Genomic DNA, 16,279 nt, shown 5'->3' with positions numbered 1-16,279 from the left:
CGGTTTTGATCGCGCCTCCCAGTTTCCAGCCTTGTGAAATGCCGATGACCTTCTCTTCAGGGACACCGGCCTCGACCAGGGCATCGAGAATCGCGCCGATACCTGCCGGATCGAGACCGACCTTGTCAAGCAAGCCGGACTGTTCTACTCGGGCGACCAGACTGGCGACCTGCTCCACGTCTTGGCCGATCTGCTCGACCAAGGTGAGGTTTCCGTCTTTGGCGAAGTCGTGAAAGTTGGCCGCCACAGTTTGCCGCCGGGTCAGCACCGAAGGGTGAGCCCATGCGTGGTTCCATAGCAGCCATTCGCGTGTTTTTCGGTGTCTGCCAATTGCGGCAAAGCCCAGCAGGTCGTCCAGTCCGCCGCCATCGATGCCGATGTCGATCACTTCGCACATACGCAGCAGGTCATCGAAGCTCAGCCCTGGGCGTTTGCCTTGAATCTCCCAAAAGTCGGCACCGGCCCAGCGCTCGGAGAGCAGCGCTAAACCGACTTCGATGTTGGCGTGCTTGGCCAGAAATCCCCGTAGCTCTTCTTCGCCCGCTTCCTGCGCCATTTTGAAGCTGCGCAGCAGGAAAGCTTCGTCCACCGAGAACCCCATATTCGGGTTAACCAGGTGGAAGTTCTCGATCAAGCGGGCCTCACCGCTTTTGATCATTGACTGCGGAAACTCGTAGATCACAGGCAGGAACTGGTTGTCATCAATACGCCCGTCACGCACAGCGCGGGAGTATTTGAGCTTCTCGCGGAACACACCGGCAGGCGGCTCGTTGGACTGCGTGGTCAGCCAGATCACAAAACCTTCAGGCCGTGACGCCAGACCGCCCGTGGCTTCGCGGATAATGTCCGGTGCCTTGACGTTCTTGCCAAATAGCCAAGCTTCGTCGATCAGCACGCCGACTGCTTTCTTACCGCCGACCGTATCGCCATCGGCGGCCACAACCTTGAGCGTGGCACCGGTTTCGCGGTGAGTGATGGTGCGCAGGTGCGGCTGAACGTGCATCAGGTCGCGCAGTTCCTCGTCGTGCTTGACCATGTCGGCCGCTGGCTTGAACGAGTTGTCAGCAATTTCCTTGGTCGGAGCCAGGATGATGAACTCAGCCGACATGCGCCAATTACGAATCAATGCGGTGAGCATTATCCCGGCTGCAATGGTCGACTTGGAGTTTTTCTTCGGAATACACAACATGTACTCAGAAATCAGCCGGCGACCGGTGGTGTAGTCGTAGGCGCCGAAGATGGCCCCGGCAAAGTCGAACACCCACTCGGCGCATGATTCGCCAATGGTTGGGCTGCCCGGTGCATCGACGATCTTCAGTTCGCGTAGCACGGCCAGGCCGGCTTCGGCTTCCTGCGGGAATAACGGTGCCGGGATGATCGACTGCCCCAGGCGCAGCTTTTGCTCCCAGTCAGGGCATGCGGTCGTCCATTGCATTTACTTGACCGCCTTCAAAGGTGGAGGGCTCGCACCGAAGCGCCCTGCTCCGGCAACCTTCGCCGCGTTTTCTCGTTCGGTCTTTTTCCCGGTCTCGCCTTTGCGCGGGTGCATAAAGGGCATCAGCGCTTTGGCGGCATCGACCCGCAGCTTTGAGTCGGCCTCATGGTCATTCATGGCTGCCAGCAGGAACGCTTTGGGGTCGGAGAAGGACAGCGCCTTGTTCAAATCGAAGCCGGGGCTGTCATCGGAATCAGCTGCTTGCGGCGCATCAGCAGCCGGGTGTTGCGCTGCTGGAGCTTTAACAATTTTGTTAACTTTTTTGTTAAAGGTCGTGCCGGCCATTGCGGCTATAACGTAAGGGTCTTTAGCCAGCCGTGATCCGGCCGCCGATGCGCTGGACGCCGCATAGCCTGCGGCGATTGCAGCGTCCTTGTTTGAGGCACCGCCCCGCAAAGCGTCGACGAATGCCCGCTTCTTGGGTGTTAAAGCCATTAACAAAAATTCCTGAAAAGGCAAAAAATGTGCGCGTGCGGGAGGGGGTGGTGTCCGAGACAAAAGGTCTGGAGGTTTCGACCCGCCCCCCCTTGCTCAAGCTGTGAATCTCAACAGCCGAGATGAGCAATGGATTCGCGAGCCGTCTTGACCTTGTGGCAAGGGATGCAGAGCGCCTGAAGGTTGCTGTCGTCTTCGGTACCGCCTTGGGCCAGGTTAACGATGTGGTCAACCTCAAGGCTGTGAGTGACCAGACCGCAGTTACGACAGGTGTAGTGATCCCGCAACAAAATGGTCTCTCGCTTGCGACGCCAAGGACGCCCGCCGCGACCAGAACCCCAGCCTTCGCTGCCCGCAGCCTCAGCGAGTGAGGTCATTTTGCGGCCTTCATGCGGCTTAATGCGGGACTTGAGGCTAGGTAACTTGGCCATCAGATACGCTTTCCGCTGATATAGGTTTGCGGCAATGCATCCGGGTCAGGTTCGTCGTCACCCTCGTCTGCCAACGCTGTGATCAGTTGGGTCTGTTGAGTCGCTATCCGTTCGAGGATCGCGGTCTGCTTGATCTGCTCGGCCAGTACCTGGCTTAACAGGCCAGCCAAGGAGTTCTGCGGCTCGTTCATATGCAATCGCCTTCCACTTGTTAAGTCGTGCGCGCCGGGCGGCGCATCCGTTACAGGCCATCATTCCAATCGCCGTGGCAGCTTGAAGTCAGCGAAGCGGTCAGCAAAGTCAGCGATCTTCTTCACACCCAAGAAGCCAATCCAAATGCCTGCAGGTGTGGCCAGACTGGACGGCAGGCCGAAGTACTCCAGCACCGCAATCAGGCTGGTGGTGAGCAACATACAGATGGTCGCTTCAAGCATCGCCTGCCGCCGAGTACCACCGCCGTAGATGATGCGGGCCACTGCCATCGCAGCTGATGCTAACGCCGCGTAAATAGTCGGCGAGTGCTGACTAAGCCACGCAAGCGCGATCACCCAAGTGTCTGGCTTATCAGGCATATGAGGCATCCGGTGTCCTCCCTTGCGGGGAGTGAAATAAGTTCGGCCCCGACAGCACTCCCGGCTTGGAGCTACGGGTGTGGCGGAGCCGAAAACGAAAAAGCCCCGGCAAATGCCAGGGCTCAGTGAACTGTAGAAAGCAAAAAGCCCCGCTCAATGGCAGGGCTTTTACTGGTCGATCCTCATAACGCGCAAAATCGACATGATGGGGTTAATTTACGGCCACTTCGCCACTCAGTCAAGCCGCATCTATAAAGATTTCCTCCCGGTCAAAAATCTCTGTTGCGTGTATCACTGCTGCCTCCTCCAAGGCTTCCAACCGCTTGTGGATACCTAAACGCCATCTATGCCGCGTGCGCTCAGGCGATGCTTCAAGATCCCAAGTGTTCATGTCATAGAACTCCGCAGGCAGCACGATCATGTCTGTTGAGCGCTTTCCAGACTGAACGCCCTTAAGCTTCGGAATGGCCCAGGCAGTCACAGCTTTATAGATGAATAGTTGCGGTGCTGGTGAGGCAATCCGGCTTATTAACCGCCCTATGGCCGCGACTTTGTTGGCCTTGTGCGTCGAGTACTTCGCCACCAGAACATCCCAATGCGCCGGGGCCAGTTCACGGTGCAACAAGGCATACAAGCAGCAGTCATAGTCGAATTTGTCACGCACCGAGATACCAGCGCCCTGCCCGCCCGAGCGTAATTCAGCATCAATCAGTTTCTGCCAGCTTTGCTTAGTGGAGTTATCGATGTTGTCTGCTGCAAGCACACGCACCAAGGTGCCCATCACGTCTTTATAAAGAGCCATCACTCAGTCTCCTTGGCTGCTGATCGGGCAGATTTCAAAGCTCGTAGACCCCATCTGGTCGGCCCAATGATCTGTTAAGCACGAATAGCGCTGTAGCGTGCGAAGGTGGCGCGGATCAACACCCGCAAGATTGCTTACGACTGTGCCTCCTTCCGCATTACGTATCAGACCATCAGCGGTCACGATCCAAAGGCCTGAGACATCAGCATCGAAGTAGCCGTCCTGAAGAAACACCGAGCAATATGGGGCAACGAACTGGACCAGATCGACAGAGCGCCCGATGTTTTCCGTAATGCTGAAGGCTCCGGTGATCATCGCCAGACCCCCTGCGCTGAGGTTATCTGCCATTTTTAATCCTCGCCTATGGTTGATTTCTGAATGGTACTGCATGCCACGCCGTTAGCGGCCTCCAGCGTATTTCCGGATTCTTTGAATCTAACGCCTGTCTGCCCGTGGATCAGGTTCAAACCCTTCTGATCTAGATGCGCGTGCCACTTCTCCAGCGCATCACGCTTTCGGTTCATCACGTCCGACTGGATGTACACCTGCACGTTGTGGCCCATCGCATGGTTGATCAGCAGCTCACCAATCAAGTGATCAACACCGAGAACAGCCCAACCCGTGCGCGCAAGCTTGCGCAGGTCGTGACTGGTCCAGTCGCCCTTCCCCAAGCGGGTAAACACTGCGAAAGACTGCCCTTCACTCAACGCCTTACCATTGCGCGCCGGGAACAAGTACTGGCCGTCATAGCCGCGGGCGATTTGATTTTCTCGGTACTGGATCAACAGGCTGCGGACTTGCTCAGTCAGCGGCAGGTGATGCTCAACACCGGTCTTGGTGTGCTCAGCCGGAATGAACCACTCACCCTCGGCCAGACTGATATGCGACCAGCGCGCTTGCCGGGTCTCACCAATGCGTGTGCCGTGGCACAGCATCATCAGGGCCAGCATGGCGTCAGCCGGTTCGCTATCCATCACCTGCCCCAACTCACCAAGCAAGTCCTGCAACTGCACCCCGCGCAAACGAGACGGTTTGATGCTCACCTTGGCCTTTGAGAAGTCCTTGAACTTGATGCCCGCCATCGGATTGGACGTGATCAGGCCCAGCGCCAAGGCCTGACGGAACGCCAAAGCCAGCAACTGGAACGCCAGACGCACGTAATCGATTGAAAGGGTTTCTTGCAGTGGCCACATCAGCAGCTTGTCGAGCGCCGCCTTGTTGACCTCAACCAACGGCAAATCGCCCAGGCGCGGCAGCAGATGGCACTTCATTGCCGAGGCACCGGTATTCTTGCGCTTGGCCGAAAGATTGCGGTCACGGGCCATGCGATCGGCATACCAGGTGAGCAGTTCACCCGTGGTCGCCCACTGCGAAATAGCCGAGCCAGCATCAGCCGAAACCCGCAGGCGCACAGAGGGCAACGCAGCCAGCACCTGCTTGGCGCTCAAGTCCGGGAACGCGCCGATACGGTGCCAACGGCGCTTATTGACCAAGTACCAGGAGCCTCGGGTGCGGTTCTTGCCAAACCGAAAATGCAACGCAGGATGGCCGGCATCACGCAGGTCCCGCACGTGCTCAATCTTGGCATTGCGACCAATCTCCGCATCCGACAGCTTCACGGTCAGGGTTTTGATTTTGGTGTTCACAGGGCACCTTCCGGTTGAGGCTGCCGGTCGACAACCTCGTAAGTGTTGGGCCACATCAGGCGGCCAAAGGTGTGGGCCACGCCTTCATGCTCAAACAAGGCCACGGCGCGGTCAGGGCCGTAGCTCAAATCGAGCTTGTACGAACAGCAGTGAACGGCCCAGCGGAACGCACTCGGCTCAGCCGGGGCGAGATTGGGGTTAGGCATCAGGATTTATCCTTGCTGTAACGGCTGGCCATACTGGTGACCTTCTGAACCTTTGGCGTCTCGACCCAGCCCGCCGCCAGTTGCTCAAACCGGCTGTACTGACCCAGAAAGGCCGTGCGTACGGTCCCGGTTTCGATGTCCCGGCCTTTGCCGATGATGATTTCTGCGATGCCTTTGGCGTCGCTGTGTTCGTGGTAAACCTCGTCGCGGTACACGAACAGGATGATGTCCGCGTCTTGCTCAATGGCCCCGGACTCACGCAAGTCGGAGTTGATCGGGCGCTTGTTTGGGCGCTTTTCACATTCGCGTGATAGCTGGCTCAGCAAAATCACCGGGATACCCAGCTCACGGGCCATAAGCTTGGCGCTGCGTGTCATGTAACTGATTTCCTGCTCACGGCTGAACGTGCGCGAATCGGAGTCCATCAGTTGCAGGTAATCGATCACGATTAAATCCAGACCGTGTCGGCGCTTGTGTCGACGCGCAGCCGAACGAATCCGGTTGATCGTCATTGACGCCCGGTCTGAGATAGATAATTTGGAGTGCTTGAGCTTTCCCGCAGCGCTCATCAACTCAGCGCCATGGGTCTGCGGCGCTGTACCGTTCTTGATCAGTTGCAGCGGGATTCGGCCTTCGGACGCCATAAAACGATCCAGCAGACCTGTACTGTTCATCTCCAGGCTGAACGCCATGACACTCTTGGCCTCGCGGATCGCAACGTGGGAAGCAATGTTCATGGCCAAGGTGGTTTTACCCATCGCCGGACGGCCCGCAATGATGATCAACTGCTCAGGCTTCAAGCCTTGCAGCTTGGCGTCCAGGTCAGGAATGCCAGTAGACAACCCGTCGATGCCCTCCCCCCGATCAGCGCGAGCCTGCAAAACCTCGATGTAGTCATCCAGCATGTCTTCGGCCATGACCACCTCGGACGTTGCGGACTGCCCGTCGATGGCCTGCGCTTCAGCCTGCACCGCTGCGACCTTGTCCACAGTTGGCTGGTCGCTGTGAGCGATCTCGTTGATGCGGTCGCTCAATTCGATCATGGCCCGGTCGAGGCTGCGCTCACGAACCGTGAGGGCGTACGACGCGGCGTTGGCAGCGCTTGGAACGTTGCGGGTAATTTCAGACGCGTACCAAATGGCTTTCTTGCCACTTGGCAGCTCGCCGATGTGGATGCCCACCGTCACGGGGTCAACCGGCTTGCTGTCAGCGTGCAGGCTCAAAATGCCGCGATACAGGGCAGCATTGTCCTGATAGTAAAAATCACCGACAGCCAGGTCAGCACTCAGGATGTCGATCAACTCAGGACGCAGGAACATCGCGCCCAGCACACCGTGTTCAGCCTCAACGCTGTAGGGATCACGCATTGTAATTACCCTCCACAACCTTGACGAAGTTGCTCGGCTTGATCAGCCAGTCAAACGTTGCCCGGAAAGGCTTTGCACCATCGCGACCGCTCTCCGCGCCCATCAGGAAAGTGCTTGCGCTCACCAGCGCAAAGAAGTCAGCCCAGAATTCAAGATCCTGATGAACTTCGCTTTCGGCCCATCGCGCTTTGATCTTGGCTCTCCGATCCTTGGTGAGCATTGCAACTTGTGGCAGCCCCGGAAGGGCTTGGTTGAACAAGTCGACGATGGCTTGCGGATCGCATTTCAGCTTCGAGACTTTCGACGAATTCACACCCTCGACAAGAGGTGACGGTTCAATTGATGGTTCCTTTACGGTTCTGGGGGCATATGGCGCCGGGGTATCCGGCATCTCCTGCCGGGGTGGTGGGGCATCTGCTGCCGGGGGGCATATGGCGCCGGGGGCATATCCTGCCGGGGTGATGGTGTACCAAGTGGATCGGCCGTAGCGCTGATTGCTAACCAATACACCCGCCTCTTCCAACCAACGCAACGCATCCCGTACAGCCCGCTCGGAGAGACAGGTACGAACACCAATTGTGCTGATCGAAGGCCAGCAAACTCCATCATCATTGGCGTTATCCGCAAGGCTGATCAACACCGCTTTTTTAGTAGCGGTCATGCCTTGCAACGGCCAGCACGCGCTCATGATGACCGTACTCACAGTAGGCCGCCGGAAACGACTTGAGCACGATCCTGTGCGTTGTGGGTATTGTTTGAAAATCGTTTGGTGCTCATAATAGCCCCCTGCAGTTGTAGTGAAGAAGCCGGGGTGCAACCCGGTTTTTTTATGCCTGCGATTTGACTGCTGGATGGATTAACAGCTAATCCGAGGTTCTGCCGCTGGGCCAAAAGCGAGCGGATACTGCAATCACCAGCAAGCGTTTAGGCGACTTGAAGTTTTGTAGGTTGGGATGGGAATGGACGCAGTTCACTGGCTTTGAAAATGCCAGCTGAAAGCTCAAGAACGCGAATGTGCCTCCCAGCAGCAATAGCTTTGTAGATAGCCGGAGGGGTCACACCCAGAAGCCTTGCGGCTTCGGACTGCCCTTTCTCGGCCACGAATTCATCGAGGGAAGTCTCTTTCATGGTCGTACCTCAGGTGTTAATGAGCACGATATTAACCATCTGTTAATCAACTATCAATACCGATGGTTTCTTCTTTGTTTTAACCATTGGTAATAGATTCCCCCCATGACTAAAAAGCGCATCCTCCCGCCAGACCGCCTTGCCGAGTGCAAGGCTGCTCACGACCTATTTCTCTCGAAGAAGAATGAGCTGAAACTCAGCCAGAGAAAGATTGCGGACGCTGCTGGGGTTACGCCGGCGGCGGTGAATTTGTATTTCAAAGGCATTAACCCTTTGAACGCACAATTCGCAGCAGTCCTTTCAGAACAGCTTCAAGAGCCCGTCGAAAAGTTCAGTCCACGACTGGCCGCAGAAATAGACAAACTCACTAGAGCCACCCCGGATCGGTCGCTCCCCACTTCAAATGCAGTGATGATTGGCCCGCTAGACACGTGGGACGACGAAACTCCGCTCGACGATGACGAGGTATACGTGCCGTTCCTCAAGGAAGTGGAACTGTCTGCCGGCCAAGGCCGCAGCTGTATCCAGCAATCTCCAAGACAAAAACTACGCTTCGGAAAGCTCACCCTCAGACGCCAGGGAGTACAACCTGACGAAGCAGTATGCGTAACCGTGCGCGGCAATAGCATGGAGCCAGTTCTGCCGGACGGGAGCACTGTCGGGGTTGACCAGGGAACAACCACAGTAAGCGATGGGAAAATGTATGCGATCGATCATGGCGGACAGTTGCGCGTAAAAACACTTTATCGCCTGCCCGGTGGTGGCGTACGGATGCGAAGCTTTAATCGCGAGGAGCATCCCGACGAGGAATACTCGCTAGGCGACATGCAGGAGCACGAAATCGTGATTCTAGGCCGTGTTTTCTGGTCATCTGCACTCTGGTAACCAATAAAAAATCCACCTAGTCCCGCCTTAGTGCGGGATTTTTTTCGTCCAAAGAAAAATAGTTAACCATCGGTATTGACCGACGGCATACACCGATGGTTAACTTTCTCCTGTCGCCAACGCACCGGCAGCACGGCAGAGATGCCAGGGGCAACCCGAACGCTCTTTAACAACGAATTGATGCACAGCGCCGAACGGGAAAGGTCGTTAGCGCACTCATAGGCTGGAGCCTCCCTGAGTGCTGCCGTATCGACCTCGGTAAGTCGGCGTGCAGTAACCCACCGTTAGAAATGGAGGATTTGCACCAATGCACATTTGAGCGATTCACCTGCGCGGCGTGGCAAGCCTGAAGGCTGCGCCCTACACCCTTACAGGCAGCGGACAGTCAGGCCGAGGATGTGACCGCGCATCAGCCGAAAGGTAGGCCTACCCCAGCGCACCAGGACAACTTGATGCAGAACCCCCAAGCCGTCGCCAGTAGCGGGCTTGGGCGCGTCACGGACACTTTCACCGCTGCACCTGGGCAACCGGGTGCATTGGGAAAACAACCGAGAACACATCATGGAATCGACAATCGTTGACGGCGCATGGAAAGGCCACCTCGGCCGTGGCCTTGCGCCGCGAGAGCTGCAATTCGTCTTATCGGTCGCTCAAGGCCTAACCGCCAAGGAGATCGCCAGAGTGTTCGGCATTGCACCGAGCACCGTGGTCAAGCGTCTGGCCAACGCCATGTTCAAGCTTGGCGTTCACCGCCAAGGCGCGCTGGTCGCCGAAGCCATGCGCCGCCAGATCATCACCCCGCTGTGCCTGCTGCTGGCTGGCCTGATCGCCATCCACACCGCCACTGACGACCAAATGGCCCGCCGCGACCGTCGCCCCACTGAACGCCGCTTCGCCGAACTGCGCCTGATACGCCGCGCAGAAGCGGTCGAGCTGATCGGCTGACAAATACGGACAGCATCACTTCTGCCCATTCATTGAGTGGGCTTTGGGATGCGGACGAGAACACACCGCTTGGCGGCCCCCTGCACTCACTACCACTCAATACAACATGTAGGATTTGCAGTCATGCACATTTAAATCACCAGGGCCCGCCGACTCTGCGCGCCCCGGCCTTGCTCTCACATACGGAGGCGTTGTTGAGAGCGCTACACAGCCCGGTTTCGACCGGGCTTTTCAATTCTGCGGTTATTCGTGAGTACTCCGCCCGACGCTTGAGCGCTGACGAATACCCGTAACTCTGTCGAGGACCGACCATGCACCCAACCTTCACCCAGCGCCGCGCCATTCTCGATGGGTTGCGCGAACGCACACGCCAAGCCACTGCTGATTTCTACCAGAAGCCAAACGTCATTGCCCCGCCACTGGCTCCTCGCTTCATCGTCAAGCCAAGCGGGGGGAAACAATTTCGCATTAATTGAGCACGCTACCAGCAAGATCATTATTGAGCGCTTCGGACATAACAACGCCACCGGACACGTGCCCAAGCAAAGCGGAGCAGTGTCAAACTGTTCGGAAAAGCTCTTCACATTTGGGCATTACGCATCGGAATAATAATGACCGTCATCATAGCTTATGTTGCTCACAGATAAGTCGAATTAACAGTTCTGTAAACATAATTTTCACCGTACCCAGCCCTAACTACAACATATCGAATATGCATCGATACACATTTCATGTAGCAATCTTCCAAACGTAGGAACCGCAATATAAGGACACACGAACAAGAAATTCAAAAAACCAGCATCAACTCTTACAAAACCCAAAAAACAAAGTACCCCCCTTTATTATAGGAATCCATTATGGAAATTGCTGCAATTCATATTATTGCCAATGAACCACCCGTCGGCATGGATGGGATGCCAGGCGGCACAGGCATGAGTATGGTAGGAAGAGGAAATATAGGTACCACAAGCAACTTTGGTAGCGAATGGAGAGGCATGAGCCAAACCGAACTTAATCAGATGACAGCAGGGCTGAACCTACATTATCTGCGAGGGCGCATAATTCAGAAACTCCAACTAGTACAAGATCATGTTGAAGCAATTTATGCAAAATCTACTACCCCACTGAGTACTCTGGTTGAGCAAGATCTCGTTGCGGCAGGTATCAGCAACACCAAAACCCCGCAAAGCCTTGCAGGCAATAAAACGATTATCGACAATCTGGTCAGTTCGCGAAAACAGAACCTCGAAGCCACCATCAGAATCGCTAACACTTTCTCTGGGGGAGACCCCCTAGTACTTTCCAAGTCACAGCGGACAGATATTGGTATTAAATCTATGGGGCTTGCTATTCGTGAGTTTCCTGTACGCACCAATGAAATACTAAATAGCTACGAATCTTCTTACAGAGCGGCTAAGAATGCCAAAATCATTGCTCAACTTATTGAGCAACTCGAAGCTAAATCCACAGCACTATCACTTTTGCTTAATACCTCCACTATCACATCGACCGGAACCGCACAACTGAGTGCAATGGCGGGATCTGTTGCTCTATCACCAGGCTCGGCGCTGACACTGGATGCAGTCTTGAAAGCCGCTGTAGCATTATTTGAATCACTGAAGCACGCTGCGACCTTGGAAACCACTGCAAGTGTAGCGAGCCGATGGATTCCGTTTGCCACATTGTTTTGGCCATCCAACCTTGGTAATAGCGATCTTTACCCACCAGACCGCGCAAAAACTACTCTGACCCTCCCCGCAAGCATTCTTGTCAATCATCCGACTAAAAATCTTGCTGCAGAATGGTTAAAGGTCGCATTGGCAAAAGGAACTGTGGACGTTCCATATCGAATTTACGGAGATTCTACAAAGTATTCAGTCATTGCTACACAAGCCAGTGGCGGAGTTTCGCCAAAGGTCGCTGTAAGACTTCTGACGCTCGACAGGGCGCTAAATGCTTACACCTTCACCACGACGAGTACCCCACCACGCATCTTAGTATTCCCTATTGCCTCGCCAGGCAACAGCTCCTCAACAACGCCTATAACCCCCGTGGATGTCCCCGTTTACACCGGCTTGACGCTGACTCCAATTGAGGTAAAAGCTCAAACCTTGCCAGCTGTCGACCAATTGGATCTTCAAGATTGTATTTATTGCTTCCCAGTGGACTCTGGACTGCAGCCTATTTATGCAGTATTTAACTCCCCCTATGAGGGTGCAACCACCAAAGGCCAACACAGCGGACGCATGTACAACCCAGACCAAGCTGGTGGCCCAACCCAAAATCTCGACTGGAAGAAAGCTTCGGTCACTAAAGCCGGCATAGATCTGGTAAAACTGCATACGGGGCGATTCGCCCCCTCAGATGCCAATAAAATCATGACTGAGCGTCTCGAAAAAATCCTAAAGGGCGAAATAGCTATCACTGACGTCGACAAACGCTTTTACACGCACGAACTGAGGGAGCTTGAGCGATACAGGTCTCTTGGGGTTGCCGACGGCATTGAAGGAAACGTATGGAATAACGCTCACACTGCAACTCTAGAAGACTTCAAACTCAAAGATTCTTCTGATTTATTCTATACACCAGATGCAATAATCGCTGATAACAAACAAGTATATGGAGAATAAGATGAACGACATTAATGACGTAGTCATTACAGAAAACCCACGAGATGTCATTCTTTTTGCTACTAGAAATAAAAAAATTATCTCATACCCTGCTCTGGATAGACTTTACAGCAGAAATAACTGGGCAAATATCTCTAACAATATTGAACTCTTAAAGCTCGTTGAGGCCATGACGCTGGAAGGCTTGATTGAGCATGCAGACGGAGGCTACAGAAACGGGCCCAACTGGAAAGAACCAGCATTCATTACCAAGAAAAATACTCCATCAAGTAAATAGTATTCCTCCGAAGAAAACCCAGGCACACTGGGTTTTCTTTAACTTTATAATTCACACCACCAAAAAACCCAGCACAATTCGTGCTTTTTATTTCTAACGTAATACAAAAAAACATTTTAAAAATATATTAAACCAAACTTTCTTCCCCAGAGTAGGGCCAAATTATTCGCAACACACGCTACAGAGCTATAATTATCACACCCTAGAAATCCTCAAGCTAATGACAAGATATTTAGCCAACCCCATCAGGCACTGCAGCCTGCGGGAGACATGGAGCCATCTCTATGCTTACAAAAAATATTGGCGAACGTATCGACGCCCGATGCACCCGTTGCGGCGGGCGGTACTTTCAGATTAACGAAGAGTTCATCAACTTAGTTAGAAACGAGGTGATTGCCGGCAAGATTAGCACCGTTAGCTCTACGGACAAGCTTAAAGCAACAGGGCGCCTACTCGGCCGCTGTCGTCAGTGCGGCCACGACTGGGCTTTCCGAAAGAATCCACTCACTTCATAAACTCCCCCCAGAGAATGGAATCAACATGGCAAAGATCATTACACAGATCACTGCCCGCCTCCCTCGCTTGATGGAGGCCGGTGAATACAGAAAGCTGCGTTACGCGGGGGGATAAACCCAGCCTGCAACAAATCAAAAAATGGATAGAAGAAGGCGAAGTGCTGGGTGAGGTAAAAGGCGAGATGTATTTCGTAGACCTGCAGGCCGCAATCATGGGATCAAGTGATCCTCTGCTCGCTCAGATGCTGCAGCTTGGGTAATGGCTTCAAGGCCTCGCACTCTTAAAAATCGCAAGCTTCCCCCAAACCTCTACCCCATTGGCAAATACTGGCGGTACCGCAACCCCATCACCGGCCTGATGACCAGCATCAACCGCCACCTTGAAGACGCCATCAAGCTGGCCAGGGCTGCCAACGCGAAGCTGGCTCCTGTAATGGCCGGTGTCGGTGAACTGCTCATAATCCTGACAGGCGATCGCCTACCCACAATACGCAACCTGGTGGAGCGCTTTGAGGCTGAATGGCTGAAAGATCGCGGCTATGCCGCTCGCACTTTGGCAGAGATCCAATTCAAGCTGGAGCGTTACCGGCAGGACTTGGGGGATCAGCTGATAGGTCAGCTCGATGTGCTTGCCGTTGCTGAATACCTGGACGGGTTCAGCAACAACGCCTACACCAAGCACCGCGGCTTACTGGTGCAGATCTTTGCCTTTGCGGTAGCCAAAGGATTAGCAGAGCGGAGATCGGCTGACAAATACGGACAGCATCACCTCTGCCCATTCAATGAGTGGGCTTTGGGATGCGGACGAGCACACACCGCTTAGAGGCCCCCTGCACTCACTACCACCCAATACAACACGGAGGATTTGCAGCCATGCACATTTAACTCACCAGGGCCCGCCCACTCCGCGCGCCCCGGCTTTGCTCTCACATACGGAGGCGTTGTTGAGAGCGCAAGACAGCCCGGTTTCGACTGGGCTTTTTCATTCCTGCGGTTATTCGTGAGTACTCAGTCCAACGCTTGAGCGCTGACGAATACCCGTAACCCTGTCGAGGACCGACCATGCACCCAACCTTCACTCAGCGCCGCGCCATTCTCGATGGGTTGCGCGAACGCACACGCCAAGCCACAGCTGATTTCTACCAGAAGCCAAACGTCATTGCCCCGCCGCTGGCTCCTCGCTTCATCGTCAAGCCAACTGGCAGCAACACTTTCGAAGTGATCGAGCGCGCCACGGGCAGGATCATCACCGAACGCTTCGGTCACAACAATGCGACCGCCCATGCTCGCGAGCTGGAAGCCAAGAAAGATCAGTTCGATGTGAAACAGTTCGGCCGCTTCCTGCGCGATTGGGCACTGCGCATCAGCGTGACGCTGACCATTTTCGCCTTCTTCGGCAGCCACGCTTGAAACGCACCACCACCTCAGCGCACCGCCGCCTTCGCCAAATTCAACATCACCTGCCGCCCAGCGGACTAGATGAAGCAGCCTATGGCCAAAACTCCCACCGAACGCAAGCGCGAACAACGCTCGCGGGACAAGTTGAGTGCACAGGAAAAAGAAGCGTTGTTGCTGTCACGAAAGATTGTCACAGCCCTTTATCACAACGATGACGCTGCGCTGAAAAGAGTGATGGAACGCAGCGGAATTGATGAAGAGCAAGATTTGATCTCTCGCTTCATTCGCGGCGCCGATCTCATGAGCGACCAGCAACTGGCTGAGCTGATCCGCCTACCGTAACGGCCATCCATGACTGTCACGCCGACACGTCACAAGCATTAAATAACTTCGCTGCATCCGGTCACGGAGGGCGGCGCCATTCCGAGGTAAACCCATGCCTATCCGCCACAGCATCATCCACCAGATCGACAAGAAGCCAGACGGCAGCCCTGCTGTACTTCATCTGAGCCACACCGAGCTGCTCGAATCGCAAGCAACTGAAAACCTGTTGAACGACCTGAATGTCACCTACAACGCCAAGACCGGTAGTCCTGCAATGTGGCAAATTACTGAGCAAGGCGAAGACGCTTTAAAAGCAACCCGCCTCAATTCCTCGCAGTAACCCCTCCCTCAATTCAAAGTCAGCCGCCTTAGCGGCAAGGACGAAGTCATGCCTGAAGTTAAGTGTCACCACGGCTGCTCATTGCATGTCAGCACGCCCGAGTGGGTCGCCACTCTCACCGTCGACTAGTTGCGTTGCGCCCGAGAGGCGATGGACGCAAAGATCAAAGCCGTTGAGGAATCCCCAAAGCGCACGGTGTGGCGGGTATGTATAGGCATCATCTCTGAGGCTAATTACCGCGAAGATGATTTCGAAAAAGCAGCAGGCCATCTGTTACGGATCTTCAAAAATCGGTTCATGCGTGAAGCGGGTGACTGGATCGAGAAGCCATATGGCTACCTGAACTTTGAACGCAACCTGCCCCATATCACACCTGAGCTGGTGTCCCAGATCGAATACGAGACCGAATGGTTTTCCGCCAAGCTCTGACACGACCCGGAGACTCCAATGCGCTCATGTCAAACCATCAGCACCAAACAGCTCTGCCTGTTCCTGCTGGTCATCACGCTTTACCTGATCGCCAGCGTTGCATGGTTCTGCCTGGCTATCCCTCCGCTAACCGAAAACGGCTCTGACGCTCACCTGGTTGGTGCATTCGCCGGTACCGCGCTTTGGATTGTGGCCGGGTATTCGATTGTCATTTATGTGGTTCGCAGAAACTAACCGCAGGTAATTTATAGAGGTAGCTTCATGACCCATCACCCAAAAGGCGGCATGTGCTGCGCCTGCCAGCACGCCCGCCGCAATTGCAGCACTCTTCCCTTCAAAACCATGCTGCCCATTCAGCGCGATGCAAACACAGTCATTGTGCGGTGCACCGACTTCAAGCGCCAAGGCTAAACCCTACAACTCAATCAGCCTGCGGCCCCAGGCGGGCAAGGAT

Annotated in this window: 24 protein-coding genes and 1 pseudogene; 13 read left to right on the top strand and 12 right to left on the bottom strand. The window is 54.8% G+C overall.

The window, feature by feature from the left end:
* The 12 genes from TU86_RS16230 to TU86_RS16175 all read right to left on the bottom strand — a co-directional run.
* The coding region (locus TU86_RS16230; RefSeq protein ID WP_048365338.1) for a terminase large subunit domain-containing protein at positions 1-1,435 on the bottom strand (1,435 nt) is incomplete at its 3' end.
* A complete protein-coding gene (locus TU86_RS16225) occupies positions 1,436-1,930 on the bottom strand; it encodes a terminase small subunit (protein ID WP_048365337.1) in 495 nt (164 codons plus the stop codon). It lies immediately after the preceding gene.
* Between the two features lie 110 nt (positions 1,931-2,040).
* Entirely contained in the window at positions 2,041-2,307 is a 267-nt protein-coding gene (locus TU86_RS16220) for an HNH endonuclease (RefSeq protein ID WP_088500070.1), read from the bottom strand.
* 53 nt (positions 2,308-2,360) lie between these two features.
* A complete protein-coding gene (locus TU86_RS16215) occupies positions 2,361-2,552 on the bottom strand; it encodes a hypothetical protein (protein ID WP_048365335.1) in 192 nt (63 codons plus the stop codon).
* A gap of 60 nt (positions 2,553-2,612) precedes the next feature.
* Positions 2,613-2,942, bottom strand: a complete 330-nt coding sequence (locus TU86_RS16210; RefSeq protein WP_048365334.1) for a phage holin, lambda family — start codon at positions 2,940-2,942, stop codon at positions 2,613-2,615.
* 229 nt (positions 2,943-3,171) lie between these two features.
* Positions 3,172-3,735 carry a hypothetical protein gene (locus TU86_RS16205; RefSeq protein ID WP_048365333.1) on the bottom strand — a complete coding sequence of 188 codons (564 nt, stop codon included), beginning with the start codon at positions 3,733-3,735 and terminating at the stop codon, positions 3,172-3,174.
* Between the two features lie 3 nt (positions 3,736-3,738).
* Positions 3,739-4,083: a hypothetical protein gene (locus tag TU86_RS16200; RefSeq protein ID WP_048365332.1), complete on the bottom strand. Its 345-nt coding sequence runs from the start codon at positions 4,081-4,083 to the stop codon at positions 3,739-3,741.
* Positions 4,084-4,085: 2 nt separating this feature from the next.
* Positions 4,086-5,381, bottom strand: a complete 1,296-nt coding sequence (locus TU86_RS16195) for a tyrosine-type recombinase/integrase (protein WP_048365331.1) — start codon at positions 5,379-5,381, stop codon at positions 4,086-4,088.
* A complete protein-coding gene (locus tag TU86_RS16190; RefSeq protein ID WP_048365330.1) occupies positions 5,378-5,587 on the bottom strand; it encodes a hypothetical protein in 210 nt (69 codons plus the stop codon). The genes TU86_RS16195 and TU86_RS16190 overlap by 4 nt, the downstream gene beginning before the upstream one ends.
* Positions 5,587-6,954, bottom strand: coding sequence for a replicative DNA helicase (gene dnaB, locus TU86_RS16185; protein WP_048365329.1), 1,368 nt, complete (start codon positions 6,952-6,954; stop codon positions 5,587-5,589). Before dnaB ends, TU86_RS16190 begins: the two co-directional genes overlap by 1 nt.
* A complete protein-coding gene (locus tag TU86_RS16180; RefSeq protein ID WP_239658800.1) occupies positions 6,947-7,657 on the bottom strand; it encodes a helix-turn-helix domain-containing protein in 711 nt (236 codons plus the stop codon). The genes dnaB and TU86_RS16180 overlap by 8 nt, the downstream gene beginning before the upstream one ends.
* Positions 7,658-7,878: 221 nt before the next feature.
* Positions 7,879-8,082 (bottom strand): Cro/CI family transcriptional regulator, encoded by a 204-nt coding sequence (locus TU86_RS16175; RefSeq protein ID WP_048365328.1) that lies wholly within the window; start codon positions 8,080-8,082, stop codon positions 7,879-7,881.
* Between the two features lie 105 nt (positions 8,083-8,187).
* Here TU86_RS16175 and TU86_RS16170 point away from each other — a divergent pair, with 105 nt between their 5' ends.
* From TU86_RS16170 to TU86_RS22925, 13 genes and pseudogenes are all read left to right on the top strand, one after another.
* On the top strand, positions 8,188-8,967 hold the full coding sequence (locus TU86_RS16170; protein ID WP_048365327.1) for a LexA family transcriptional regulator: 780 nt from the start codon (positions 8,188-8,190) through the stop codon (positions 8,965-8,967).
* A gap of 561 nt (positions 8,968-9,528) precedes the next feature.
* Entirely contained in the window at positions 9,529-9,912 is a 384-nt protein-coding gene (locus TU86_RS16165) for a helix-turn-helix domain-containing protein (protein ID WP_048365326.1), read from the top strand.
* Positions 9,913-10,223: 311 nt separating this feature from the next.
* Positions 10,224-10,388 carry a hypothetical protein gene (locus tag TU86_RS23330; protein WP_239658799.1) on the top strand — a complete coding sequence of 55 codons (165 nt, stop codon included), beginning with the start codon at positions 10,224-10,226 and terminating at the stop codon, positions 10,386-10,388.
* Between the two features lie 381 nt (positions 10,389-10,769).
* Entirely contained in the window at positions 10,770-12,542 is a 1,773-nt protein-coding gene (locus tag TU86_RS16160) for an S-type pyocin domain-containing protein (RefSeq protein ID WP_053076040.1), read from the top strand.
* 1 nt (position 12,543) lies between these two features.
* Positions 12,544-12,819, top strand: coding sequence for a hypothetical protein (locus tag TU86_RS16155; protein WP_048365325.1), 276 nt, complete (start codon positions 12,544-12,546; stop codon positions 12,817-12,819).
* 595 nt (positions 12,820-13,414) lie between these two features.
* Positions 13,415-13,594, top strand: coding sequence for a hypothetical protein (locus tag TU86_RS16145; RefSeq protein ID WP_239658798.1), 180 nt, complete (start codon positions 13,415-13,417; stop codon positions 13,592-13,594).
* Positions 13,594-14,157 carry a phage integrase Arm DNA-binding domain-containing protein gene (locus TU86_RS16140; protein WP_239658797.1) on the top strand — a complete coding sequence of 188 codons (564 nt, stop codon included), beginning with the start codon at positions 13,594-13,596 and terminating at the stop codon, positions 14,155-14,157. Before TU86_RS16145 ends, TU86_RS16140 begins: the two co-directional genes overlap by 1 nt.
* Before the next feature lie 239 nt (positions 14,158-14,396).
* Entirely contained in the window at positions 14,397-14,744 is a 348-nt protein-coding gene (locus tag TU86_RS16135) for a hypothetical protein (protein ID WP_048365323.1), read from the top strand.
* A gap of 81 nt (positions 14,745-14,825) precedes the next feature.
* Entirely contained in the window at positions 14,826-15,074 is a 249-nt protein-coding gene (locus TU86_RS16130) for a hypothetical protein (RefSeq protein ID WP_048365322.1), read from the top strand.
* A gap of 94 nt (positions 15,075-15,168) precedes the next feature.
* Positions 15,169-15,321: pseudogene (locus TU86_RS16125) on the top strand (nucleoid-associated protein YejK); the annotation flags it as partial.
* A gap of 225 nt (positions 15,322-15,546) precedes the next feature.
* Complete coding sequence (locus TU86_RS16120) at positions 15,547-15,825, top strand: hypothetical protein (RefSeq protein WP_239658796.1); 279 nt, start codon at positions 15,547-15,549, stop codon at positions 15,823-15,825.
* An 18-nt stretch (positions 15,826-15,843) separates the two neighbouring features.
* Positions 15,844-16,059 (top strand): hypothetical protein, encoded by a 216-nt coding sequence (locus tag TU86_RS16115; protein WP_048365320.1) that lies wholly within the window; start codon positions 15,844-15,846, stop codon positions 16,057-16,059.
* A 27-nt stretch (positions 16,060-16,086) separates the two neighbouring features.
* A complete protein-coding gene (locus TU86_RS22925) occupies positions 16,087-16,236 on the top strand; it encodes a hypothetical protein (RefSeq protein WP_157395913.1) in 150 nt (49 codons plus the stop codon).
* The last annotated feature ends 43 nt before the right edge of the window (positions 16,237-16,279 follow it).

This window comes from Pseudomonas weihenstephanensis (assembly GCF_001043055.1).
Taxonomy (GTDB): domain Bacteria; phylum Pseudomonadota; class Gammaproteobacteria; order Pseudomonadales; family Pseudomonadaceae; genus Aquipseudomonas; species Aquipseudomonas weihenstephanensis.
Note: the sequence above shows the minus strand (reverse complement) of the source record. Positions and strands in the feature narration are given on the sequence as shown.

What these genes read in the sequence shown, in the direction of transcription:
- TU86_RS16225 (WP_048365337.1), bottom strand. Translation starts at nt 1,930, where the DNA reads ATGGCTTTAACACCCAAGAAGCGGGCATTCGTCGACGCTTTGCGGGGC.
- TU86_RS16220 (WP_088500070.1), bottom strand. Translation starts at nt 2,307, where the DNA reads ATGACCTCACTCGCTGAGGCTGCGGGCAGCGAAGGCTGGGGTTCTGGT.
- TU86_RS16215 (WP_048365335.1), bottom strand. Translation starts at nt 2,552, where the DNA reads ATGAACGAGCCGCAGAACTCCTTGGCTGGCCTGTTAAGCCAGGTACTG.
- TU86_RS16210 (WP_048365334.1), bottom strand. Translation starts at nt 2,942, where the DNA reads ATGCCTCATATGCCTGATAAGCCAGACACTTGGGTGATCGCGCTTGCG.
- TU86_RS16205 (WP_048365333.1), bottom strand. Translation starts at nt 3,735, where the DNA reads ATGGCTCTTTATAAAGACGTGATGGGCACCTTGGTGCGTGTGCTTGCA.
- TU86_RS16200 (WP_048365332.1), bottom strand. Translation starts at nt 4,083, where the DNA reads ATGGCAGATAACCTCAGCGCAGGGGGTCTGGCGATGATCACCGGAGCC.
- TU86_RS16190 (WP_048365330.1), bottom strand. Translation starts at nt 5,587, where the DNA reads ATGCCTAACCCCAATCTCGCCCCGGCTGAGCCGAGTGCGTTCCGCTGG.
- dnaB (WP_048365329.1), bottom strand. Translation starts at nt 6,954, where the DNA reads ATGCGTGATCCCTACAGCGTTGAGGCTGAACACGGTGTGCTGGGCGCG.
- TU86_RS16175 (WP_048365328.1), bottom strand. Translation starts at nt 8,082, where the DNA reads ATGAAAGAGACTTCCCTCGATGAATTCGTGGCCGAGAAAGGGCAGTCC.
- TU86_RS16170 (WP_048365327.1), top strand. Translation starts at nt 8,188, where the DNA reads ATGACTAAAAAGCGCATCCTCCCGCCAGACCGCCTTGCCGAGTGCAAG.
- TU86_RS16165 (WP_048365326.1), top strand. Translation starts at nt 9,529, where the DNA reads ATGGAATCGACAATCGTTGACGGCGCATGGAAAGGCCACCTCGGCCGT.
- TU86_RS23330 (WP_239658799.1), top strand. Translation starts at nt 10,224, where the DNA reads ATGCACCCAACCTTCACCCAGCGCCGCGCCATTCTCGATGGGTTGCGC.
- TU86_RS16160 (WP_053076040.1), top strand. Translation starts at nt 10,770, where the DNA reads ATGGAAATTGCTGCAATTCATATTATTGCCAATGAACCACCCGTCGGC.
- TU86_RS16155 (WP_048365325.1), top strand. Translation starts at nt 12,544, where the DNA reads ATGAACGACATTAATGACGTAGTCATTACAGAAAACCCACGAGATGTC.
- TU86_RS16140 (WP_239658797.1), top strand. Translation starts at nt 13,594, where the DNA reads ATGGCTTCAAGGCCTCGCACTCTTAAAAATCGCAAGCTTCCCCCAAAC.
- TU86_RS16135 (WP_048365323.1), top strand. Translation starts at nt 14,397, where the DNA reads ATGCACCCAACCTTCACTCAGCGCCGCGCCATTCTCGATGGGTTGCGC.
- TU86_RS16130 (WP_048365322.1), top strand. Translation starts at nt 14,826, where the DNA reads ATGGCCAAAACTCCCACCGAACGCAAGCGCGAACAACGCTCGCGGGAC.
- TU86_RS16120 (WP_239658796.1), top strand. Translation starts at nt 15,547, where the DNA reads ATGGACGCAAAGATCAAAGCCGTTGAGGAATCCCCAAAGCGCACGGTG.
- TU86_RS16115 (WP_048365320.1), top strand. Translation starts at nt 15,844, where the DNA reads ATGCGCTCATGTCAAACCATCAGCACCAAACAGCTCTGCCTGTTCCTG.
- TU86_RS22925 (WP_157395913.1), top strand. Translation starts at nt 16,087, where the DNA reads ATGACCCATCACCCAAAAGGCGGCATGTGCTGCGCCTGCCAGCACGCC.